At 71.2% G+C, this 20,614-nt stretch carries 14 protein-coding genes, 1 rRNA gene and 1 pseudogene; 6 read left to right on the forward strand and 10 right to left on the reverse strand.

The window, feature by feature from the left end; translation table 11 throughout:
* The 3 genes from P696_RS0137045 to trxA form a co-directional block, all read right to left on the reverse strand.
* Positions 1-63: ribosomal RNA gene (locus P696_RS0137045) — 16S ribosomal RNA — on the reverse strand; the annotation flags it as partial.
* A gap of 1,333 nt (positions 64-1,396) precedes the next feature.
* Positions 1,397-2,329 (reverse strand): putative RNA methyltransferase, encoded by a 933-nt coding sequence (locus P696_RS50635; RefSeq protein WP_064744252.1) that lies wholly within the window; start codon positions 2,327-2,329, stop codon positions 1,397-1,399.
* A 57-nt stretch (positions 2,330-2,386) separates the two neighbouring features.
* A complete protein-coding gene (gene trxA, locus P696_RS0137055; protein WP_026416737.1) occupies positions 2,387-2,740 on the reverse strand; it encodes a thioredoxin in 354 nt (117 codons plus the stop codon).
* A gap of 132 nt (positions 2,741-2,872) precedes the next feature.
* On the opposite strand from trxA, the gene P696_RS50640 reads away from it, so the two are divergent.
* Positions 2,873-3,883: a sigma-70 family RNA polymerase sigma factor gene (locus P696_RS50640; RefSeq protein ID WP_084338797.1), complete on the forward strand. Its 1,011-nt coding sequence runs from the start codon at positions 2,873-2,875 to the stop codon at positions 3,881-3,883.
* A 189-nt stretch (positions 3,884-4,072) separates the two neighbouring features.
* Complete coding sequence (locus tag P696_RS0137065; protein ID WP_026416272.1) at positions 4,073-5,422, forward strand: class II 3-deoxy-7-phosphoheptulonate synthase; 1,350 nt, start codon at positions 4,073-4,075, stop codon at positions 5,420-5,422.
* A gap of 72 nt (positions 5,423-5,494) precedes the next feature.
* On the opposite strand, the gene P696_RS0137070 is transcribed toward P696_RS0137065, so the two are convergent.
* From P696_RS0137070 to P696_RS0137080, 3 genes are read right to left on the reverse strand one after another with little or no spacing between them, the layout of a single operon-like run.
* Positions 5,495-5,875 carry an ATP-binding protein gene (locus P696_RS0137070; RefSeq protein WP_026416273.1) on the reverse strand — a complete coding sequence of 127 codons (381 nt, stop codon included), beginning with the start codon at positions 5,873-5,875 and terminating at the stop codon, positions 5,495-5,497.
* Entirely contained in the window at positions 5,875-6,201 is a 327-nt protein-coding gene (locus P696_RS0137075) for an STAS domain-containing protein (protein WP_026416274.1), read from the reverse strand. Before P696_RS0137075 ends, P696_RS0137070 begins: the two co-directional genes overlap by 1 nt.
* 30 nt (positions 6,202-6,231) lie before the next feature.
* Entirely contained in the window at positions 6,232-8,604 is a 2,373-nt protein-coding gene (locus tag P696_RS0137080; protein WP_026416275.1) for a SpoIIE family protein phosphatase, read from the reverse strand.
* A 307-nt stretch (positions 8,605-8,911) separates the two neighbouring features.
* On the opposite strand from P696_RS0137080, the gene P696_RS0137085 reads away from it, so the two are divergent.
* From P696_RS0137085 to P696_RS0137095, 3 genes and pseudogenes are all read left to right on the forward strand, one after another.
* Entirely contained in the window at positions 8,912-13,174 is a 4,263-nt protein-coding gene (locus P696_RS0137085; protein WP_026416276.1) for a HAMP domain-containing protein, read from the forward strand.
* Between the two features lie 99 nt (positions 13,175-13,273).
* A pseudogene (locus P696_RS50645) lies at positions 13,274-13,690 on the forward strand (response regulator); the annotation flags it as partial.
* Between the two features lie 481 nt (positions 13,691-14,171).
* On the forward strand, positions 14,172-15,161 hold the full coding sequence (locus P696_RS0137095) for an urease accessory protein UreH domain-containing protein (RefSeq protein WP_026416277.1): 990 nt from the start codon (positions 14,172-14,174) through the stop codon (positions 15,159-15,161).
* A gap of 27 nt (positions 15,162-15,188) precedes the next feature.
* On the opposite strand, the gene gltX is transcribed toward P696_RS0137095, so the two are convergent.
* The 4 genes from gltX to P696_RS50650 all read right to left on the reverse strand — a co-directional run bounded on the left by gltX (position 15,189) and on the right by P696_RS50650 (position 18,874).
* On the reverse strand, positions 15,189-16,601 hold the full coding sequence (gene gltX / locus P696_RS0137100) for a glutamate--tRNA ligase (protein WP_084338799.1): 1,413 nt from the start codon (positions 16,599-16,601) through the stop codon (positions 15,189-15,191).
* 192 nt (positions 16,602-16,793) lie between these two features.
* Positions 16,794-17,375, reverse strand: coding sequence for a TIGR03086 family metal-binding protein (locus P696_RS0137105; protein WP_026416279.1), 582 nt, complete (start codon positions 17,373-17,375; stop codon positions 16,794-16,796).
* A 126-nt stretch (positions 17,376-17,501) separates the two neighbouring features.
* Complete coding sequence (locus P696_RS0137110) at positions 17,502-18,263, reverse strand: SDR family NAD(P)-dependent oxidoreductase (protein ID WP_026416280.1); 762 nt, start codon at positions 18,261-18,263, stop codon at positions 17,502-17,504.
* A gap of 92 nt (positions 18,264-18,355) precedes the next feature.
* Complete coding sequence (locus tag P696_RS50650) at positions 18,356-18,874, reverse strand: HAD domain-containing protein (RefSeq protein ID WP_051468714.1); 519 nt, start codon at positions 18,872-18,874, stop codon at positions 18,356-18,358.
* 160 nt (positions 18,875-19,034) lie between these two features.
* Between P696_RS50650 and P696_RS50655 the strand changes: the two genes are divergently transcribed.
* Positions 19,035-20,507, forward strand: a complete 1,473-nt coding sequence (locus tag P696_RS50655; protein ID WP_245627961.1) for an amino acid permease — start codon at positions 19,035-19,037, stop codon at positions 20,505-20,507.
* The last annotated feature ends 107 nt before the right edge of the window (positions 20,508-20,614 follow it).

The raw sequence follows: 20,614 nt of genomic DNA on the forward strand, positions 1-20,614 counted from the left end.
GACTTGCATGTGTTAAGCACGCCGCCAGCGTTCGTCCTGAGCCAGGATCAAACTCTCCATCAAGGTCCAAACGACAATCCCCAGGGGCGAACCCGGAAACCATCAAACCCGAAGGAGGATCCGAAGATCCCAGCAAAACAACCCCGAAAGGTTGCTTGCCTCAAAGAAATCCCCACCCCGAACCACAAGGGTTCAGAGCACGGGGTGATCAGGCACGTTGGCCTGATCTATAAAGGCACTGGCTTTTAACACGCTGTTGAGTTCTCAAGAAACGGACACCCACCGTGCTCGACCCACTCTCGCGGACCTCGCTCCGGGGCAACCCTTCTAACTTACCCGGTTCCTCTCGCTGGTCAAATCGTCCCGTTTCGGACGTTTTGACTCGTGAGGCTTGCCGGGCCACGGGCGTCAAAAATCGGCCGGACCAAAGTCGGCTGACGCTGATACCTCGTGGAGTGCCTGCCGGGCCGACCGCCGCTTCGGCGTTCTGCATCCCGTCTCAGGCTGACCGGACCATCGTACATCAGGTCCGAGACTGGCTCGAACCGTTTTTCCGATCCGGTTTCCCGGGGCCGTCCGCCGGTGTCGGCGTCCCGCATCCCCTGGGGCAATGAAGACTTTAGGAGGCGTTCAGAGCATGGTCAAATCGGCGCCTCACGATCGGGCCGTCCACTCTGGGGACGGCAGGTGGGCGTGCGGTACGGTTCGGCTCACCTCGTCCGGGGTGGCTGGAGGGAGCGCCGCATGTACCCGTTCCTCACGGTCGCAGGCGGACGGTCGTCGTCGGCCGAGCATCTTGTCGTGGCCGCGACGATGGCTCCCGCTGTTCATGCCGTTCAGGCGTGGCGGTTCCGGCCTTCGGGTGACGGGATCGAGGTTCGCGCGGACCCGGCACGGTTCCAGGCCATGGACGATCCTCACGGGCGGGGGCTTCACCTCGGTTGCGGGGCGGCGCTGGTGAACCTGAGGCTTGCCGCCGCGCAGCTTGGTCTTGGGACGGTCGTTCGGTTGCTGCCCGAGCGGGATGATCCGACTCTGCTCGCGCACGTGCGCCTGACGCGGGCGCATCGAACCTCTCGTGCCGAGCGGCTTCTCTATGCCGCGACCATGCGTCCGGCGCCTGGGCGTCCGCGTGGTGTTGCGGTCCTACCGTCCGCGCCGTTCTTGAACGGTCTTGCTGAGGCGGCTCGTCTGGAAGGCGCGACGCTTCATCTGCTCTCGATGGGAACTGGTGACATCATCCGGCGCGGGGTGTTGAGCACGCGGGGAGATGGACCTGGCTCGTGGGTGCGCGCGGGGCAGGCGTTGCAGCGGGTTCTCCTGGACGCGTCGGTCCGGTCGGCCTCGGTGTCGTTCATGTACGAGGTCGTGGACGGTCAGGAGCTGCGGCCGATGCTCACGCCTGGGGATGTTCCGCAGGTTGTGCTTGAGCTGTCGGGACCGGGGCCTCGGGCAAGGGCTTGCGGCGGAAGCGCGAGAGCACGAACGACAGCGGTACCGGATGCGGGTCGGGTAGCGCGCTGAGCCTGTCGGCGAGAGTGTCGGGCGAGATGTGGTGTGCGCTCGGGCCCATGCCCACGAGAGTCAGGATCTCCTCGTGCGCGAGGGACGCCTCGAACTCCAACTCCTCGCGCGACACGAGGTCGAAGTGGTCGGCGAGAGTGGCGTCGGTGCGTTCCGCCTTCTGGTCGTCCACCTTGAGGAGACCGAGCGCGTCGACGAGCGGGCCCATGTGCCGGCTGGACGGCGTGACCACGATGAGCGGGCCGTCCGGGTGGAGGACGCGGTGGAACTCCCCCGCGTTCCTCGGGGCGAAGACGTTGAGGATGGCGAGCGCTGCTCCGTCCGCGACGGGCAGCGGGCGCCAGAGGTCGGCGACGATCGCGCCTATGCGTGCGTGCGCACGAGCGGCGCGTCGGGCGGCGTGCTTGGAGATGTCCAAGGCCAGACCCGAGGTCTTGTGTAGGTCAGGTTCGTCCAGGACGGTGCTCAGGTAGTAGCCGGTGCCGGCACCCGCGTCCAGGAGACAGCCGTGTCGTGCGCTCGTCTTCGCCAGTGATGTCGACACCAGGTGTGCGAGTGCCTGGGCCATGGGGGCGAAGTGTCCTGCGGTCAGGAACGCGTCGCGCGCGCGGACCATCTCGGGAGTGTCGGCGGTGCCGGGACGGGCGTTGCCGGGGAGCAAGTTCGCGTAACCCTGTCTGGCCACGTCGAAGCTGTGCCGGTCCGGGCAGCGCAGCCCGCGGTCGTCCTGTGCGAGGGGTTGTCCGCACACGGGGCAGATGAGGTATTCGACGACGTCGGCGAGCACGCGTCCATCATCGTGCATCCCACGGGCACGACGTCCGGCCGCCCCGCGTGGGGCGGCCGGATCGGCCGGTGGGTGTCAGCTCTTCAGGCGGTTCCGGACGTCGTCCATGTCCAGGGCCTCGACCTGCTGGATGACGCTTTCCAGGGCCTGCTCGGGGAGTGCGCCCGGCTCGGCGAACACGATCACGCCGTCGCGGATCGCCATGAGCGTGGGGATCGAGGAGATCCCGAAACGCTGCGACAGCTCGGGCTCGGCCTCGGTGTCCACCTTGGCGAAGGTGATCTTCTCGTGCTTCTCCGACGACCCCTCGAACACCGGGGCGAACATGCGGCACGGTCCGCACCAGGCTGCCCAGAAGTCGACCAGGACGATGCCGTCGCCCTTGGCGACCTCGTCGAAGTTCTCAGCGGTCAGTGTGACCGTCGCCATGTCGTTTTCTCCTCGGTCCGGGTATCAGGTCAGGTAGAGCGGCGTACACCACCGAAGTATTCCCAATGTGGGAATCACAGGGCGGTAATTAGCGTTCTCCTCTTAGGGAGATCGCACCGGAGAAGGGTCAGGATGGCTGCAACCCGTAACAAGGGCGACAGGGTCGACACCCCCGACAAGGACCTGGTCGGGGCGTATCTCGACCGGATCGGTCGTACCCCGCTGCTGGACGCGGTGGAAGAGGTTGATCTGGCGAAGGCGATCGAGGGCGGGCTCTACGCCGAGCAGCTGCTCGAGGAGGGCCGCGTGCCCTCCGGCACCTCGCGTGAGGAGCTGGAGGAGCTGGTCGAGGCGGGGCTGCACGCCAAGCAGCGCTTCGTCGAGGCCAACCTCCGCCTGGTCGTGTCCATCGCCCGCAAGTACCCGACGGACTCGCTACCGCTCATCGACCTCATCCAGGAGGGCAACCTCGGGTTGATGCGCGCGGTGGAGAAGTTCGACTACCGACGTGGCTTCAAGTTCTCGACGTACGCGACCTGGTGGATCCGGCAGGCGATCGGGCGCGGGCTGAGTCACACCGCCCGCACGATCCGGCTGCCCGTCCACGTTGAGGAGGAGCTGTCCCGGTTGCGGCGCGCGGAGCGTCAGCTGAGCCGTGAGCTGGGTCGTGAGCCCAGCCGCGAGGAGCTGGCGGAGACCGTGGGCGCCGATCCGGAACATGTGGACGAGCTGCTGAGCTGGCGGCGTGACCCGGCCAGCCTGGACGCGACGGTCGACGACGCCGGCGAGACCGCCATGGGCGATCTGCTGGAGGATCCGGAGGCCGTGACGCCCGAGGCGGAGGTCGTGGCGCTGGACGATCTGGAGGGTCTCGGCCGCATGCTGGAGCGGCTGCCCGAGCGCGAGTCGGCGATCCTGCGCGCACGTTTCGGCATGGACAACGGCCAGCCGCTGTCGTACGCGCAGATCGGCGCGCGGTACGGGCTGAGCCACAACCGTGTGCGGCAGATCACCGACCGGTCGCTGCGGCGGCTGCGGCAGATGGCGACCGAGCACGAGCCCGCGGCGCGCACGCTGACCGCCGCCGGTGAGCGCGCGGTCCCCCACCCGGTGGATCCCCGCTCCCGTGTCCGGGCGGCCTGACGCCCGCCCCCTGCGGTCCCGGACCTCGCAGCCACGGTCCGAAGGCCCTGTCGAACGCCGTCGCGAAACCCCCTCGCGGCGGCGTTCGGCTTTACGGTGACCGTCCTGTGGCCGCCGGGCGTCGAAGTCATGCCGAGTGCGTGGTACTGCTAGTGCCGCTGGGTGCCGGGTGCCTTAGCCTTGTCCACTGTGAGTACATCTAGCGTCACGGGGGAGCTGGACGCCTGGCGCGGCCTCCCCGCACTGCAGCAGCCCACGTGGGACGACCCGGCCGAGGTCGAGGCCGTGACGGCCGAGCTCGCCAGGCAGCCCCCGCTGGTGTTCGCGGGCGAGTGCGACCAGCTGAAGTACCAGCTCTCCGAGGTGGCGCACGGGCGCGCGTTCGTCCTTCAGGGAGGCGACTGCGCGGAGACGTTCGCGGGGGCCACCGCCGACGACGTCCGCAACAAGCTCAAGACCCTGCTCCAGATGGCGGTCGTGCTCACCTACGCGGCCAGCGTCCCGGTGGTGAAGATCGGGCGGATGGCGGGCCAGTTCGCCAAGCCCCGGTCCAAGCCGGTGGAGGTGCGCGGCGGTGTGGAGCTGCCCGCCTACCGCGGGGACGCGGTCAACAGCCTGGACTTCTCCGCCGACGCGCGGCGCAACGACCCGCGCCGGCTGCTGCAGGCGTACTTCTCCTCGTCGGTGACGCTGAACCTGACCCGGGCGTTCACCAAGGGCGGGTACGCGGACCTGCGGCAGGTGCACGCCTGGAACCAGGACTTCGTGGCGCAGAGCCCGGCGGGACGCCGCTACGAGCAGCTCGCGGGCGAGATCGACCGGGCGCTGACGTTCATGAAGGCGTGCGGCGCGAACCCGGACGAGTTCCACGGGGTGGAGCTGTACTCCAGCCACGAGGCCCTGATCCTGGAGTACGAGCGGGCGCTGACCCGCATCGACAGCCGTACCGGGTCCCCCTACGACGTGTCGGCGCACTTCCTGTGGCTGGGCGAGCGGACGCGGCAGCTGGACGGCGCGCACGTGGAGTTCCTGCGTCACATCCACAACCCGATCGGGGTGAAGCTCGGCCCGACGACGACGGCCGACGACGCCCTGGCGCTGATGGACAAGCTGAACCCGCACGGCGAGCCGGGACGCCTGACGTTCATCACGCGGATGGGCGCCGACCGGATCCGGGACGCGCTGCCGCCGCTGGTGGAGAAGGTGACCCGCAACGGGGGTCCGGTCGCGTGGGTGTGCGACCCGATGCACGGCAACACCTTCGAGGCGCCGTCCGGGCACAAGACGCGCCGGGTGACCGACGTGCTGGACGAGGTCGCCGGGTTCTTCGCGGTGCACCGGTCGCTCGGCACCCACCCGGGCGGCATCCACATCGAGTTCACCGGTGACGACGTCACCGAGTGCGTCGGCGGCGGGGACGAGATCGACGAGTCGGATCTGCCGCAGCGCTACGAGACGGCCTGTGACCCGCGTCTCAACCGCGGTCAGTCGCTCGACCTGGCGTTCATGGTCGCGGAGCTGTACCGCAAGACCTCCTGACGAGGGACGAACGGAGAAGGGGGACGCGGCCGCCGCGTCCCCCTTCTCCGTTCCTGCTCTTTCGCCCGCGCGCTACAGGGCCACCTCGGCCCAGACGACCTTGCCGCCGGTGACGGGCTCGGCTCCCCAGGCGGTGGCGAAGCGGTCGACGATGAACAGGCCGCGGTGCGACTCGTCCAGGGGACCGGGGACGGTGAGGCGCGGCAGCTGGCTGGCGCGGTCGCGGACCTCGACGCGGACGCGTCCGGCACCGCGCTGCAGGCGCAGCTCGAGGGCCGTCCCGGCGTGCCGGACGGCGTTGGCGACCAGTTCGGCGACGATGGCGGTGACCAGCTCCTCGCGTTCCATGAGCGCCCAGGTGCGCATGGTGCGGGCGGCCAGGCGGCGGGCGTACTCGACGGCCTCGGTCTGGGGCGCGGCGCGCAGTGTGGTCTCGGTCACGGCTCCGGTCATCAGCCCACTCCCTCTTCGGCTCCACCGAGGAGGAACCGGTCCAGACCGGTGGTGCGCAGGACGTTCTCGACTCGTCCGTAGGCGCCGGTGACGGTCAGCGACGCGTTCTGGGCCCGGGCGTGTTTGTAGGCGCGCACGAGGACGTTCAGCCCGGAGGAGTCGCAGAAGTCCACGGCGGTGAGGTCGACCACCACGTCGCGTTCCCCGGCGTCGAGCAATTCGGTCAGCCGGGCCCGCAGCTCATCGGAGGAATGCAGGTCGATGGAGCCGCGCGCGGCGATCGTCGCGCGGCCGTCCTCTCGCGTCGTGTGCAAGGCAAGCCCCACGCCACACCACCTTACCGATAGCCGTTCACATCATGACGCGCGGAGGACGATGAGCGCGACGTCGTCATTGGAGGGTTCGGGGCCGAAGTCGCGGACGGCGCGCTGGATCCGCGCGGCGACCGCGCCCGCGCTGAGCCCGGTGCAACCGGCGAGGAGCCGTTCCAGGCCCGCGTCGTCGCCGAGCAGCCGGCCCCCGTGCCGACGCTCGGTCACACCGTCGGTGACGCACAGCAGCACCTGGCCACGGCGCAGCTCGACGGGATCGGCGTGGAAGTCGACGTCGTCGAAGACGCCGAGCAGCGGCTGCGCGCTGCCGACCTCGTGGACGGTGCCGTCCGGGTCGAGGATCAGCGGCGGGGGGTGCCCGGCGCTGGTGAGGGCGATGGACACGCCGTCCCGTCCGGGGCGCGGGGTGATCTCCCCGTGCAGCAGGGTCAGCAGCCGTCCGCGTTCGCCCTCGCCGAGGATCAGCCGGTTCAGCCGGGCGAGGACGTCGGGGACCGGCAGCTCCTCGGCGGCGAGGATGCGCAGCGCGTGGCGGGCGAGGCCGGTGACGGCGGCGGCCTGCGGGCCGGTTCCGCACACGTCGCCGATCGCGAACCGCCAGCGGTCCACGGGGCCGGTGACGAGCGGGCCGCCCGGGCCGCCCTCCCGCTCGGGGCATTCGAACACGTCGTAGAAGTCGCCGCCGACCTCGCTGCCCTCCCCCGCCGGTTCGTAGACGACCGCGACCTCCAGGCCGGGGATGTCGGGAACGTCCGGCGGCAGGAGGCTGCGCTGGAGGGCGCTGCTCATGGTGGTCTGCGCCGAGTAGAGGCGGGCGTTGTCGATGGCGAGGGCGGCGCGGCGGCTCAGCTCCTCGGCGAGCTCGATGGCGCTGCGCGGGAACCGGTCGCCCGCCGGGCGGCCGATGACGATCGCGCCGATGCGGCGGCCGCGGGCGATGAGCGGGAAGGCGTGCACGGTACCGGCGGTATCCGGGCCGGTGACCTCGGCGAGGCCGTACCAGGGGCCGGGCACGTCGGGGCGGGGGCCCTGCGCGGCGCGGTCGAGCTGGGCGCGCAGGGCGTCGGCGCGGGTCTCGTCGGCGTGCCAGACGTAGGCGAGGGCGGGTGGGCCCGCGTCGGTGTCGGTGTAGACGGCGCACCAGGTCGCCAGGCGGGGCACGACGAGCTGGGCGACCAGGGCCATCGTGCGTTCCTGGTCGAGGGTGCCGGCGAGCAGGTCGCTGGCCTCGGCGACGAAGCTGAGCCAGCCGCGCCAGGACCGTTCCAGCTCGCCGACGCGGGCCTTCTCCAGGGAGAGGGCCATCTCCTCGGCGATCCGGCCGAGGCGGACGCCGTCTCCGGGTTCGAACCGTCCGGGCTCGGCGGACACGGCGACGACCAGGCCGGTGAGACGGCCCTGGTTCTCCAGTGGCGCGGCGGCCATGGAACGGGCGCGCAACGCGGCGGCGATCGGGTCGGAGGTGTCGGTGGCGATCCAGGGCGCGCCCGCGCGCGCGTCGGGGCCGAGGTTGACCACCGACAGCTCGTCCGGGCCGGGTTCGGTGGTGAGCCCGGCCGACGCGGCGACGACCAGGGAGCCGTCCCGTTCGGTGAGCAGCACGGCCGCGCCCTCGACGTCGAGGAGGTCGCGGACGGAGGACAACGCGTCCTCCAGGGATTCCACGCCCGCGGGGGTGCGCAGCAGCCGGTCGCTCGCGGCGGGCAGCGCGGGCGGCTCGGAACGCCGGGCGATGAACGTGCCGGAGCCGCGCGCCGTCCTGCGGGCGGCGGGCCGCGACACGCCCGTGCCGCCCGTCGGGTGCGTCCGGAGTCCGTTGGTGGTGCCGGGACGGGGGGCCGGTCGCCGGGCGGAGGCCGGACCGGGTTCCGGCGCGCCCCAGCCGGGGTCCGCGGCGGTGCGTCCGGCACGTCCGGCTGGAGGGGTTCCTGGAGTCGTCCCGTCGGATCCCGTTGATTCCGGACGGGCCGGAAAACCCGGACGACGGGCGAAATCGTCCGTCGGAGGCTCCTCCGGCTCGGGCCCCGGACGGGTCAGGCGGAACCAGATGCCCTTGCTCTCGTGGTCGTAGTCGACGCCCCAGGACGCGGCGAGCCGGGCGATCGACGGCAGGCCGCGGCCGCTCGCGGCGGTCACTCCGGGCATCACGGGCGTCCGGGTGGGGTGCCGGTCGCGGACCTCGATCTGGATCTCGTCGCCGGTGAGGGTGCAGATCACGTCGAAGGCGGTGCCCGCGTAGGCGACCGCGTTCGTGGCCAGCTCACTGGTCGCGAGCACCGCGTCGTCGGCGGCCTCGGCGAGGCCCCACTCGCGCAGGGTCTGCTGGACGAAGCGACGCGCGTCCGCCACGGAGGCCGCAGCGGACGGGAAGGTGGCCGACGCCGTCTGCCGATCCAACTGCCGTCCTTCGCTCGTCGTCACTTCTAGTCTGGCCGCACATCCGAGTCTGGCCGCCGTGACAGACTGGCTCAACCAGCCGGGCGCCGGTACCGTCCACCGTGCTCGCGCCGGGACAGACCGTAACACGAAGCCTGTGGGGGGCGGGTGCGGTCACCCTGTGGCGGCATCGTGGACCGGTGGCACGGACCGGGCGGGCGGACGGGTCCGGCGCGCGGCCACCGGGCCAGTGGCGACGTAAAGTACAGATGCGGGCTGGACGAGGCGCCCGAGCCAGCGGGCACCCGTCGGCCAGGAGGATGGACTGATGCCCCGTAGCGCCACGCGTTCCCGAGCGGGGGACGGTGTCTCACGCGACACCACTCCGCGGTACAGCGACGCCGATCTGGAGCCGCTGCTGCGGGCCCTGGCGGCCGTCCGGGACGGCAGGCTGCGCACGCCCGTCGAGGTGACCGGCGAGGGCGCCGTCGCCGACGCCATGGCGGTGCTGGACCAGATCCGCGACAACGGCCACCAGGTCGCCTCCGGGCTGGCCCGGGTACGCCGCGAGATCGGCCGGGACGGCCAGCTGCGGGGGCGGCTCACGCCCGGCACGCTGCGCGGCTCGTGGGCCGGCGCGGTGGAGGACTCCAACGCCATCCTGGACAAGCTGACCGACCTCGCCAACGGCATGTACAAGGTGGTGGAGGCGGTCGCCAAGGGCGACCTGACCCAGCGGGTCGAGCTGCGCGCGGGTGGCCGTCCGATGCGCGGCGAGCTGCTGCGGATGGCCAAGTCGGTGAACGTGATGGTCGAGCTGCTGGACCAGTTCACCTGGGAGGTCACCCAGTTCGCCCGGGAGGTCGGCACCGAGGGGCGCCTCGGCGGCAAGGCGTCCGCGCGCGGCATGTCCGGCCGCTGGCGGGACGTGACGGCCGCGGTGAACGTGATGGCCGACCGGCTGACCAGCCAGGTCCGCGACATCGCCGAGGTGACCACGGCGGTGGCGCGCGGCGACCTGACCCGGAAGGTGACCGTCGAGGCGGCCGGTGAGCTCCAGGAGCTGAAGCTCACCGTGAACCAGATGGTCGACACGCTGTCGGCGTTCGCCGACGAGGTCACGCGCGTCGCCCGCGAGGTGGGCTCGGAGGGCCAGCTGGGCGGGCAGGCGAAGGTGCACGGCGTGTCGGGGGTCTGGAAGGACCTCACCGACAACGTGAACGCGATGGCGAACAACCTGACCAGTCAGGTCCGCAACATCGCGCAGGTGACGACGGCGGTCGCGGACGGCGACCTGACCAAGAAGATCACCGTCGGCGCGCAGGGCGAGATCCTGCAGCTGAAGTCCACGGTGAACCAGATGGTCGACACGCTGTCGGCGTTCGCCGACGAGGTCACGCGCGTCGCCCGCGAGGTCGGCACCGAGGGACGTCTCGGCGGGCAGGCGCGGGTGCCGGGCGTGAGCGGCGTCTGGAAGGACCTGACCAGCAACGTCAACGGCATGGCGTCCAACCTGACCTACCAGGTCCGCAACATCGCGCAGGTGACGACGGCGGTCGCGGAGGGCGACCTGACCAAGAAGATCACCGTGGACGCGCAGGGCGAGATCCTGCAGCTCAAGGACACCATCAACACCATGGTCGACACCCTGTCGGCCTTCGCCAACGAGGTCACGCGCGTCGCCCGCGAAGTCGGCACCGAGGGACGCCTCGGCGGGCAGGCGAAGGTGCACGGCGTGTCGGGGATCTGGAAGGACCTCACCGACAACGTCAACTCGATGGCGAACAACCTGACCGTCCAGGTGCGCGGGATCGCGCAGGTCACGACGGCGGTCGCGCACGGCGACCTGACCAAGAAGATCGGCGTCGACGCGCAGGGCGAGATCCTGCAGCTCAAGGACACCATCAACACCATGGTCGACACCCTGTCGGCCTTCGCCAACGAAGTGACCCGCGTCGCGCGCGAGGTCGGCACGGAGGGCGAGCTCGGCGGCCAGGCGAGCGTGCCGGGCGCGGGCGGCATGTGGAAGGACCTCACCGACAACGTCAACGGCATGGCGTCCAACCTGACCTACCAGGTCCGCAACATCGCGCAGGTGGCGACGGCGGTGGCCGACGGCGACCTGACCAAGCGGATCGACGTGGACGCGCAGGGCGAGATCCTGTCGCTGAAGACCACGCTGAACACGATGGTGGACACGCTGTCGTCGTTCGCGTCCGAGGTCACCCGCGTCGCGCGCGAGGTCGGCACGGAGGGACGCCTCGGCGGGCAGGCCGAGGTCGAGGGCGTGTCGGGCACCTGGAAGCGGCTGACCGAGAGCGTGAACGAGCTGGCGTCCAACCTGACGACGCAGGTGCGGGCGATCGGCGAGGTGGCGAGCGCGGTCGCGCGCGGCGACCTGACCCGGACGATCACGGTGGAGGCGCGCGGCGAGGTCGCCGAGCTGTCCGACAACGTGAACCTGATGGTCACGACGCTGCGCGAGACGACCCAGGCGAACGAGGAGCAGGACTGGCTCAAGACCAACCTCGCGCGGATCGGCGGGCTCATGCAGGGCCACCGCGACCTCTACCAGGTCGCGAACCTCATCATGAACGAGCTGACCCCGACCGCCAGCGCCCAGTACGGCGCGTTCTACCTGGCCGAGGGGCAGCCGGGCGAGCGGGAGCTGGTGCTGATCGCCGGGTACGGCATCCCGCGGGACCGGCTGCGCGGGGTGCGGTTCCAACCCGGTGAGGGGCTGGTCGGGCAGGCCGCGCTGGAGCGCCGGACGGTCCTGATCGCCGGCGCCCCGGCCGACTACGTCAAGATCGGCTCGGGGCTGGGCGAGGCGTCACCGGCGAACGTGATCGTGCTGCCGATCGTGTTCGAGGACGAGGTGCTGGGCGCGATCGAGCTGGCCTCGTTCTCCCGGTTCACCGACGTCCACCTGGCGTTCTTCACCCAGCTGATCGAGACGATCGGGGTGACGCTGAACGCGATCCGGGCCAACACCCGCACCGAGGCGCTGCTGACCGAGTCGCAGCGGCTCGCCCAGGAGCTCCAGGAGCGGTCGGACGAGCTGCAACGCCAGCAGGGCGAGCTGCGGCACTCCAACACCGAGCTGGAGGAGAAGGCGGCGCTGCTGGCCCAGCAGAACCGGGCGATCGAGATCCAGAACTTCCAGATCGAGCAGGCCCGCCGGACGCTGGAGGAGCGCGCCGAGCAGCTGGCGGTGTCCTCGCGGTACAAGTCGGAGTTCCTGGCGAACATGTCGCACGAGCTGCGGACGCCGCTGAACAGCCTGCTCGTGCTGGCCAAGCTGCTGTCGGAGAACCCGGGCGGCAACCTCACCGACAAGCAGGTGGAGTTCGCCCGGACGATCCACGACTCGGGCACCGACCTGCTGGAGCTGATCAACGACATCCTCGACCTGGCCAAGGTGGAGGCGGGCAAGATGGAGCTGCACCCGCAGCGGCTGCCGGTGTCGGCGCTGGTCGACTACGTGGAGGCGACGTTCCGCCCGCTGTCGGTCGACAAGGGGCTGGAGTTCGACGTCGAGGTCGCCGACGGCGTCCCGGAGACGCTGTTCACCGACGAGCAGCGTCTCCAGCAGGTGCTGCGGAACCTGCTGTCCAACGCGGTGAAGTTCACCGCCGAGGGGCAGGTGCGGCTGGTCATCGAGCCCGCCGGGGACACCGACTTCGCGCTGGCCTCGCTCTGGCAGACCCCGGACGTGCTGGCCTTCCGCGTGATCGACACCGGGATCGGGGTGAGCGCGGACAAGCTCCAGGTGATCTTCGAGCCGTTCACCCAGGCGGACGGCACCACCAACCGGCGCTACGGCGGCACCGGGCTCGGCCTGTCGATCAGCCGGAACATCGCGCGGCTGCTCGGCGGGGAGATCCAGGTCCGCAGCGAGCCGGGCAAGGGCAGCGTGTTCACGCTGTACCTGCCCGCGCACTACGCCGAGTCGGAGGGGCGGCGGCGTCCGGCCGTCCCGCTGGAGGGGGCGGCCTCCCCCGCGCCCGAGCTGTCCACGGTCGAGCCGATGATCAACGGCGGGGACGGGGCGTCCGCTCCGGACCTGCTCGTCCCGCCGCTCGCGCCGTCCGAGCCCGGCAACGGCGGCGCGGCCGGGGCGGCGGACGTACCGGGCGACAACGGCGGCGCGGCGATCGCGGGCCTGCTGTCGGAGCCGCCCGCCGACTTCACCGACACCATCCTCGCGGGCCGCAAGGTGCTCATCGTCGACGACGACGTCCGCAACGTGTTCGCCCTGACCAGCGTCCTGGAGGGCTACGGGATGGAGGTGTTCTACGCTGAGGACGGGCAGGCCGGCATCGACCTGCTGCACCGCAACCCGGACGTCGCGCTCGTCCTGATGGACGTGATGATGCCGGGTCTGGACGGGTACGCCACCACGGCCGCGATCCGGGAAATGCCGCAGTTCGCCGACTTGCCGATCATCGTGATCACGGCCAAGGTGATGAAGGGCGACCGGGAGCGGAGCCTCGCCGCCGGGGCGTCGGACTACGTGCCGAAGCCCGTCGACGTCGACCGCCTGCTGGAGGTCATGCGGGTGTGGCTCGGCCGCTCGGTCATCGGCTGACGCCGCGTTCCCGGCGGGCCCGCCTCGTCCGGCGGCGTCCGTGCCGGGCGTCCGGCGACCGCCGCCACATCAGCAGGTGCCGTAACGGGAAGGCAACGCGTGGACGACAAGGCGAAGATCCTGCTCGTGGACGACCGGGAGGAGAACCTCGTCGCGCTCGAGGCGATCCTCAGCTCGCTCGACCAGGACCTGGTCCGGGCCCGGTCCGGTGAGGAGGCGCTGAAGGCGCTGCTCACCGACGAGTACGCGGTCATCCTGCTGGACGTGATCATGCCCGGGATGGACGGGTTCGAGACCGCCCGGGACATCAAGCGGCGCAAGAAGACCCGCGACCTGCCGATCATCTTCCTCACCGCGGTCGACAGCGACCCGGACTACGCCTTCCGCGGCTACGCGGCGGGCGCGGTGGACTTCATCTCCAAGCCGTTCGACCCGTGGGTGCTGCGCGCGAAGGTGTCGGTGTTCGTGGAGCTGCACAACAAGAACCGGCAGCTCAGGGAGCAGGCGAGCCTGCTACGTGACCAGGCCGCGCTGCTGCGCGCGACGCCGTCGCCGGGTCCCGCCTCGCAGCGGATCGCGGTCGCCCGCGACCGGGCGGCGCGGCTGCGCGACCAGGTGCCCGAGGACCTGCGTCCGGAGGTCGAGGAGCTGGAGCGCGGCCTGGCCGACGCCGCGATCGCCCTCAACGCCACGCCCGGTCCCGGTCCGGTGCCCGGCGCGGCTCCGGCGGCCGGTCCGGGTGTGGGCGCGCCCGGGGCGGGCGGCTCGGGCGCGGGCGGAGGGGCCGGTTCGGAGGGCGGGACCGGCTCGGGCGAGGGTGTTCCGGCCGACGCCGCAGGTGAGGCGAGTGTCGGCGCGGAGGCGGCAGATATCCCGACCGAACGTCCATAGCCGGACAAGAATGGTCATATCACCCGTTTGGTGACGTACTGGTTGCCTTGGGTGACGCGTCGCCCGGAGCGGCCTCGGGGAAGGTCCCGCTGCGGAGGTGGGGCCAATGAACGCCGCCGCGTTGTTCGCCACGGGATTCGGAACCGGACTGCTCGCGGGCGGGACGACGTGCGCGGCCGTGCAACTGGGCCTGCTGACCGGAGCGGTGCGCGGGGAGGCGCGGGCCGTCCGCCCGGTTGCGGTCTTCCTGTCGGCCAAGCTCGTCACGCATGCCGCGCTCGGCGCGCTGCTGGGGCTGGCCGGATCGGCGGTGGAACCGGGGCCGCGGATCAGGGCGACGCTACTGGTCGGCGCGTCCGCGCTGATGGTGCTCCTCGCGCTCGACCTGGTGGGGTTCGCGCCGGTCAGGCGGCTGTTGAGGCGGGCTCCGAAGGGCGGCGCCGAGGACGCGCACTGCGCGCCGCCGGGCTCGTCCTCCGGGCGGACGCGTCGTCCGGTCGTGCTCGGGGCGGCGACCGTGCTCGTGCCGTGCGCGCTGACGTTGACGACCGAGCTGCTCGCGGTGTCGTCGCGGTCGCCGTTCGGCGGGGCCGCCGTGATGGCCGGGTTCGTGCTGGGGACCGTGCCGCTGTTCGGCCTGGTCGGGGTGACCGTCGGGCGGGCGCTGACGCTGCTGCGCGGACGGCTGACGGCGCTGGTGGCCGTGGCTCTGGTGGCGGTCGCGGGCTGGACGCTGCTGTCCGGGCTGCGGCTGGGCGGCTGGCTGCCCGACGGCGGAAGCGAGGCCACCGCCGCGGCGTCCGCACGCTTCGTGTCGACCGACGCGTCCGGGACGCAGCTGATCACGGTGTACGCGCTGGACGCGGGCTACCGGCCGGCCGCGCTGACGGCCCGCGCGGGCGTGCACACGGTGCTCGTGCTCCGGACGAACGGAACCCACGGCCACACGCGGGCCTTCACGATCCCCAGCCGGAACCAGGACGTGGTGCTGCCGGTCACCGGCGACACTCGCGTCGACCTCGGTGTGCCGAAGCCCGGACGGCTGCGCTACGTGTGCGCGTCCGGCCACTCCCCCGGCGAGATCACCTTCCGGTGACCCCGCCGGACGGGCGGGTCACGTGGATCACTCGGCCGCGGCGGCCTGACGGGCGAGGCGGGTGCGGGCGGCGGCGATGCGCTCGAGGGTCTTCTCGCGGCCGAGGATCTCCAGCGACTCGAACAGCGGGAGGCCGACGGTGCGTCCGGTGACGGCCACGCGGACCGGCGCCTGGGTCTTGCCGAGCTTCAGGCCGTGCGCCGCGCCGACCGCCTCGAGGCGCTCCTTCAGGTCGTCGGCCTTCCACGGCGCGTCCGCGTACGCCTCGGCGGCGTCCGCGAGGATCTGCGCGGCGGGCTCCTTCATGGCCTTCTTCCACGACTGCTCGTCGAAGGGCGGCTCGGCGAGGAAGGCGAAGTCGATCATCTGCTCGATCTCCGACAGCACCGCGACCCGGGTCTGCGCGAGCGGCGCGAGCTGGTCGAACACCGCCATGTCGACCTCGAACGGGACGCGCTCGAGGAACGGCAGGCACGCGGCGACAAACTTCTCCACCGGCAGCATCCGGATGTAGTCGCCGTTGATCGCGCGCAGCTTCTTGACGTCGAAGAACGCGGGCGAGGTGTTGACGTCGTCGATGTGGAACTCGTCGACGATGACGTCCCAGGGGACGATCTCGCGGTCGCCGGACGGCGCCCAGCCGAGCAGCATCAGGTAGTTGCGCATGGCCTCGGCGAGGTAGCCCTCGTCGCGGTAGTCCTCGAGCGCGACCTTGTCGCGGCGCTTGGACAGCTTCTGCCGCTTCTCGTTGACGATGACCGGGACGTGCGCCCAGACCGGCGGGGTGCCGCCCAGCGCGTCCCACAGCAGCTGCTGCTTGGGCGCGTTGGACAGGTGCTCCTCGCCGCGCACCACGTGCGTGATGCCCTGGCTCATGTCGTCCACGGTGTTGGCCAGCAGGAACGTCACCGAGCCGTTGGCGCGGGCGACGACGAAGTCCTCCAGCGCGGAGTTCTTGAAGACCGGCTTGCCGCGCAGCAGGTCGATGACGACGGTCTCGCCCTCGTCGGGGGTGCGGAACCGCAGCGCGCGGCCCGGCCCCGGCTCGAGGCCGCGGTCGCGGCAGAAGCCGTCGTAGCCCATGTGCGAGTCGCCGGTGCGCTCGACGATCTGCTCGCGGGTGCAGTCGCAGTAGTAGGCGCGGCCCTGCTCGCGCAGCGTGGCGGCTGCCTCGGTGTGCTTGTCGGCGTTGGCGGACTGGAAGTAGGGGCCCTCGTACTCGCCGCCGTCCATGCCGAGCCACGCGAGCGCGCGGATGATTCCCTCGGTCCATTCGGGGCTGTTGCGGGAGGCGTCGGTGTCCTCGATCCGCAGCACGAGCGTCCCACCCGACTGCTTGGCCATCACCCAGTTGAACAGGGCGGACCGGGCCCCGCCCACGTGGAACATGCCGGTGGGCGAGGGCGCGAAACGGACTCGGATCGAAGACGCGGAAGACATGTCCCCCAGCGTAGAGCGCTCCGGGCCCCGCTCGCGCACCACGACCCGCGCCGCACGAGGCTTCCTGACGCCTTCTCAGGGCTTTCCGGACGCACTCAGGGGTTTCGGACGGGACCAGGGTTTCGGACGGGACCGGGCCGCTCGGGACGCGTCCGGGGATCGTCGGACGCTTCCCGGGTCATGGACGTGCCGTCACGGTTTCCAGTGCGGGGCGCGGCCGGACAGGCCGATCAGGCGGTCCAGCAGCGGCGCGTCGTCGGGGACGGCGACCTCCGGCCCGAACGCGCCGTACTGGCGGCCCATGTCGGCGATCGACGAGAGCCCCTTGTAGCAGTATTCGACCAGGTCCGGGTCGAAGTTCGTCTCGATGCCCAGGGCCGTGGCGATGTCCCAGCCGTGCAGGACGCACTCGCCGATCATCATCGACCCGATCACGGGCGCGGGCATGCCGGGACCGGTCCCGGAGAGGCTGGTGGAGCCGGTCCAGGCGTCCGGGTCCTGCCATGCGCGGGCGGTGACGGCCGCCTGCTCGGCGAACCGGTCGGCCCAGCCGGGCTCGGCGGTGAAGTCGTGGTCCTCCTCCGGGCCGGTCGGCTGCGCCTTCGCGGCGGCGTCGGCGGCCCGGCCGTTCCAGAAGATCACGTGGTTCACGGCGGTGCGGACGTCCCAGTCGGAGCAGGGGGTCGGCGCGTCCATCCGGTCCTCGGGGACCTGGCGGAGGAGCGCGACGACCGCCTCCGTCGCGGGACCGAACCAGGAACGTCCTTCGATCATTTGTTCGACCATGTGAGCACCCTAGGCACGGGACTCCCCCAGATCTTGGAGAAACGCGCCAGGCCCGGGTACGGGTCTGGCTACGGTCGGGTTTCGGTCCGGCCGGTTCAGGTCGGTCCGGGCGGGTCAGAAGGTGCCGCCGTCGACGACGAGACGCTGGTCGGTGACGTAGGACGCCGCGTCCGACACCAGGAAGCGGACGACGCTCGCAACCTCCTCAGGCGAGCACACGTGGCCGTACGGGGACAGGGCGTCCTGCTCGCGGATGTCCTCGACGCCCATCGTGGCGCGCACGAGGCGCTGGCCCATCTCGGTGTCCACGAGGCCCGGGGCGACGATGTTGACGTGCGTGCCGTGGGCGCGCTCCTCCTTCGCGAGCGTGTGCGCGAGGGCCTCCATGGCCGCCTTGCCCATGGCGTAGGGGGCGCTGAACGGCGGATAGACGCCGGTGATCACGCTCGACACGAAGATCACGTCCGCGCGGTCGGCGGCGCGCAGCAGCGGCAGCAGGACCCGGGTGAGGTGGTGCGGGCCGATCGCGTGGACGTTCATGAGGCGCGCGACCTCGGCCGGGTCGGTGTCGGCGACGCTGTTGCCGCGGCTGGCGATTCCGGCGCTGTGGACGAGGATGTCGAGGCGGCCGAGGTCGGAGGCGACGTCGGCGGCGAGGCGGTCGCAGTCGTCCGGGACGTCCACCGAGGCCTGGTAGGCGCGGGCCTCCACGCCCAGCTCGGCCATGGCCGCGACGGTCTTGCGGGCGGCGTCCTCGTCGCGGCGGTAGGCGATGGCGACGGTCGCGCCGTCCTCGGCGAGGGCGAGCGCGACGGCCCCGCCGATCCCCCGGCTTCCTCCGGTGACCAGGGCGACGCGTCCGGCGAGAGCGCTCATCGATCCTCCATGTGCTGGGCGGCTGCCCTCATCCTGCCCAGATCGGGGGCGCTCGCATGGGCGTCCGGCGGCATGGTCGGCGCCGGGATCGGTCACTCGGCGACGGCCGGCGGGAGCCTGCGGCCGGTCAGCCAGGTCGCGGCCGTCTCGATGTGCTCGGCAGTGAGACCGGTCACAGGGTCGACGCCGACGAGCAGGTGATCACCGACGCCGGGGTTGTCCGCCAGGGATTCGGCGGCGTCCGGCTCGTCCTCGAACCAGACGAAGGGGCGCTCTCCGGTCCAGGCGGCGACGTGGCGGGCCTTCCAGGCGCCGAGGCTGCGCCCCTCCTCGATGCCGGGGAACCGCGGCAGCGGGACGAACGGGAGCCTCGGAAGGCCGAGAGGCGGGGCGATCCACAGGTTCGCGTCGTCCTCCCAGTAGGTCGCCCAGGCGAGCTCGGCGCCGTGCTCGGCGGCCAGGGCACGGAGCATCCGGCCGTGGCGGGCGTCCAGCCAGACGCGGAAGGACTGGCCGTCCGGCTCGACGCGGTGGCGTCGGAAGTTCCTGTCGGGACGGCGAAACGGGTTCAGCACGCCGTCGACGTCCACCAGGACGAGAGGGGCCTCCATCCCGGCACGGTACGGCGGCGGCGGGGCGGCGATCCAGACAGTGACCTGGATCTCGTTTCCTGACTCGTTTTTGGGACAACGTTTTGACAGTTTCGGTCTGCTGACCGAAACTGCACCGGGCCGTGACCGAGCACATCCCGTGGAAAGGCGGCAACAAAGCGTGAGCGAGCAGGATCTCCGGGCCTCCGTGCCCGGCGTGGTGTCGCCGACGGGGCGCGGCGCGGTGGTCGACGCCGGTGACCACGGCTACCGAAAGAGCCTCAAGACCCGGCACGTGAACATGATCGCCATCGGCGGCGCGATCGGGACCGGGCTGTTCCTCGGCGCGGGCGGACGGCTGCACAACGCCGGGCCGTCCCTCGCCATCGCCTACGCCGTCTGCGGATTCTTCGCGTTCATGGTCGTCCGGGCCCTCGGCGAGCTGGTGCTGCACCGGCCGTCCTCGGGCTCGTTCGTGTCCTACTCGCGCGAGTTCATGGGCGAGAAGGGCGCCTACGTCGCCGGCTGGATGCACTTCCTCAACTGGAGCACCACCGGCATCGTGGACATCACCGCGATCGCCCTCTACATGCACTACTGGAAGGCGTTCACCTCCATCCCGCAGTGGGTGCTGGCGCTGATCGCCCTCGCGGTCGTGCTCACCGTGAACCTGGTTTCGGTCAGGTTCTTCGGCGAGTTCGAGTTCTGGGCGTCCCTGGTCAAGGTCGGCGCGCTGGTCGCCTTCCTGATCATCGGGATCGTGCTGCTCGCGACCGGCCACAAGGTCGGCGGCTACGAGTCCGGGCCGGGCCTGGTGCTCGACCACGGCGGGATCTTCCCCACCGGCGTGCTGCCCATGCTGGTGGTCATCCAGGGCGTCGTGTTCGCCTACGCCTCCACCGAGCTGGTCGGCGTCGCCGCGGGCGAGACCGAGAACCCCGGGAAGGTCATGCCGAAGGCGATCAACTCGATCGTCTGGCGGATCCTGCTCTTCTACGTCGGGTCCGTCGTGATCCTGGCGATGCTGCTGCCGTACAACGTGTACCAGGACGGCGTCAGCCCGTTCGTGACCGTCCTGTCCAAGCTGGGCGTGCCCGCCGCGGGCGACGTGATGAACCTGATCGTGCTGACCGCCGCGCTGTCCAGCCTGAACTCCGGTCTGTACTCCACCGGCCGGATCCTGCGCTCGCTCGGCACCGCCGGCTCGGCTCCGCGTTTCACCACGAAGATGAGCCGTCACCAGGTGCCCTACGGCGGCATCCTGATGACCTCGGCGGTCTGCGTGCTCGGCGTCGCGCTGAACGCCTGGGTGCCCAAGGACGCGTTCGAGATCGTGCTGAACCTGGCCGCGATCGGCATCCTCGGCACCTGGGCGATGATCATGATCTCGCATCTGCTGTTCGTGCGGAAGTGCGAGCGCGGCGAGCTGGACCGGCCGTCCTACCGGCTGCCCGGCTCCCCCTACACCGAGATCGTCACGCTGGTGTTCCTGGTCGCGGTCGTCGTGCTGATGTGGTTCGACTTCGACGGCGAGGGGCACCGGACGGTGCTGGCGGTCCCGCTGATCCTCGCCGCGCTGGTCGCCGGCTGGTTCTGCGTGCGCCGCCGGGTGAAGGCGGTCGGCGACACCGGTCCGCTTCCCGAGGTCGAGTAGCCGGGACCTGCCGCGGGTCGCGGCAGCCGGTTCTGTCGGCGGTTCTGTCGGAGGGGACTCGTAGAGTGGTTGCCGCCCAGCCCACGGGCGGGCGGCAGTCCCCCAGC

The sequence above is a fragment of the Actinomadura oligospora ATCC 43269 genome (assembly GCF_000518265.1).
Classification (GTDB): Bacteria; Actinomycetota; Actinomycetes; order Streptosporangiales; family Streptosporangiaceae; genus Spirillospora; species Spirillospora oligospora.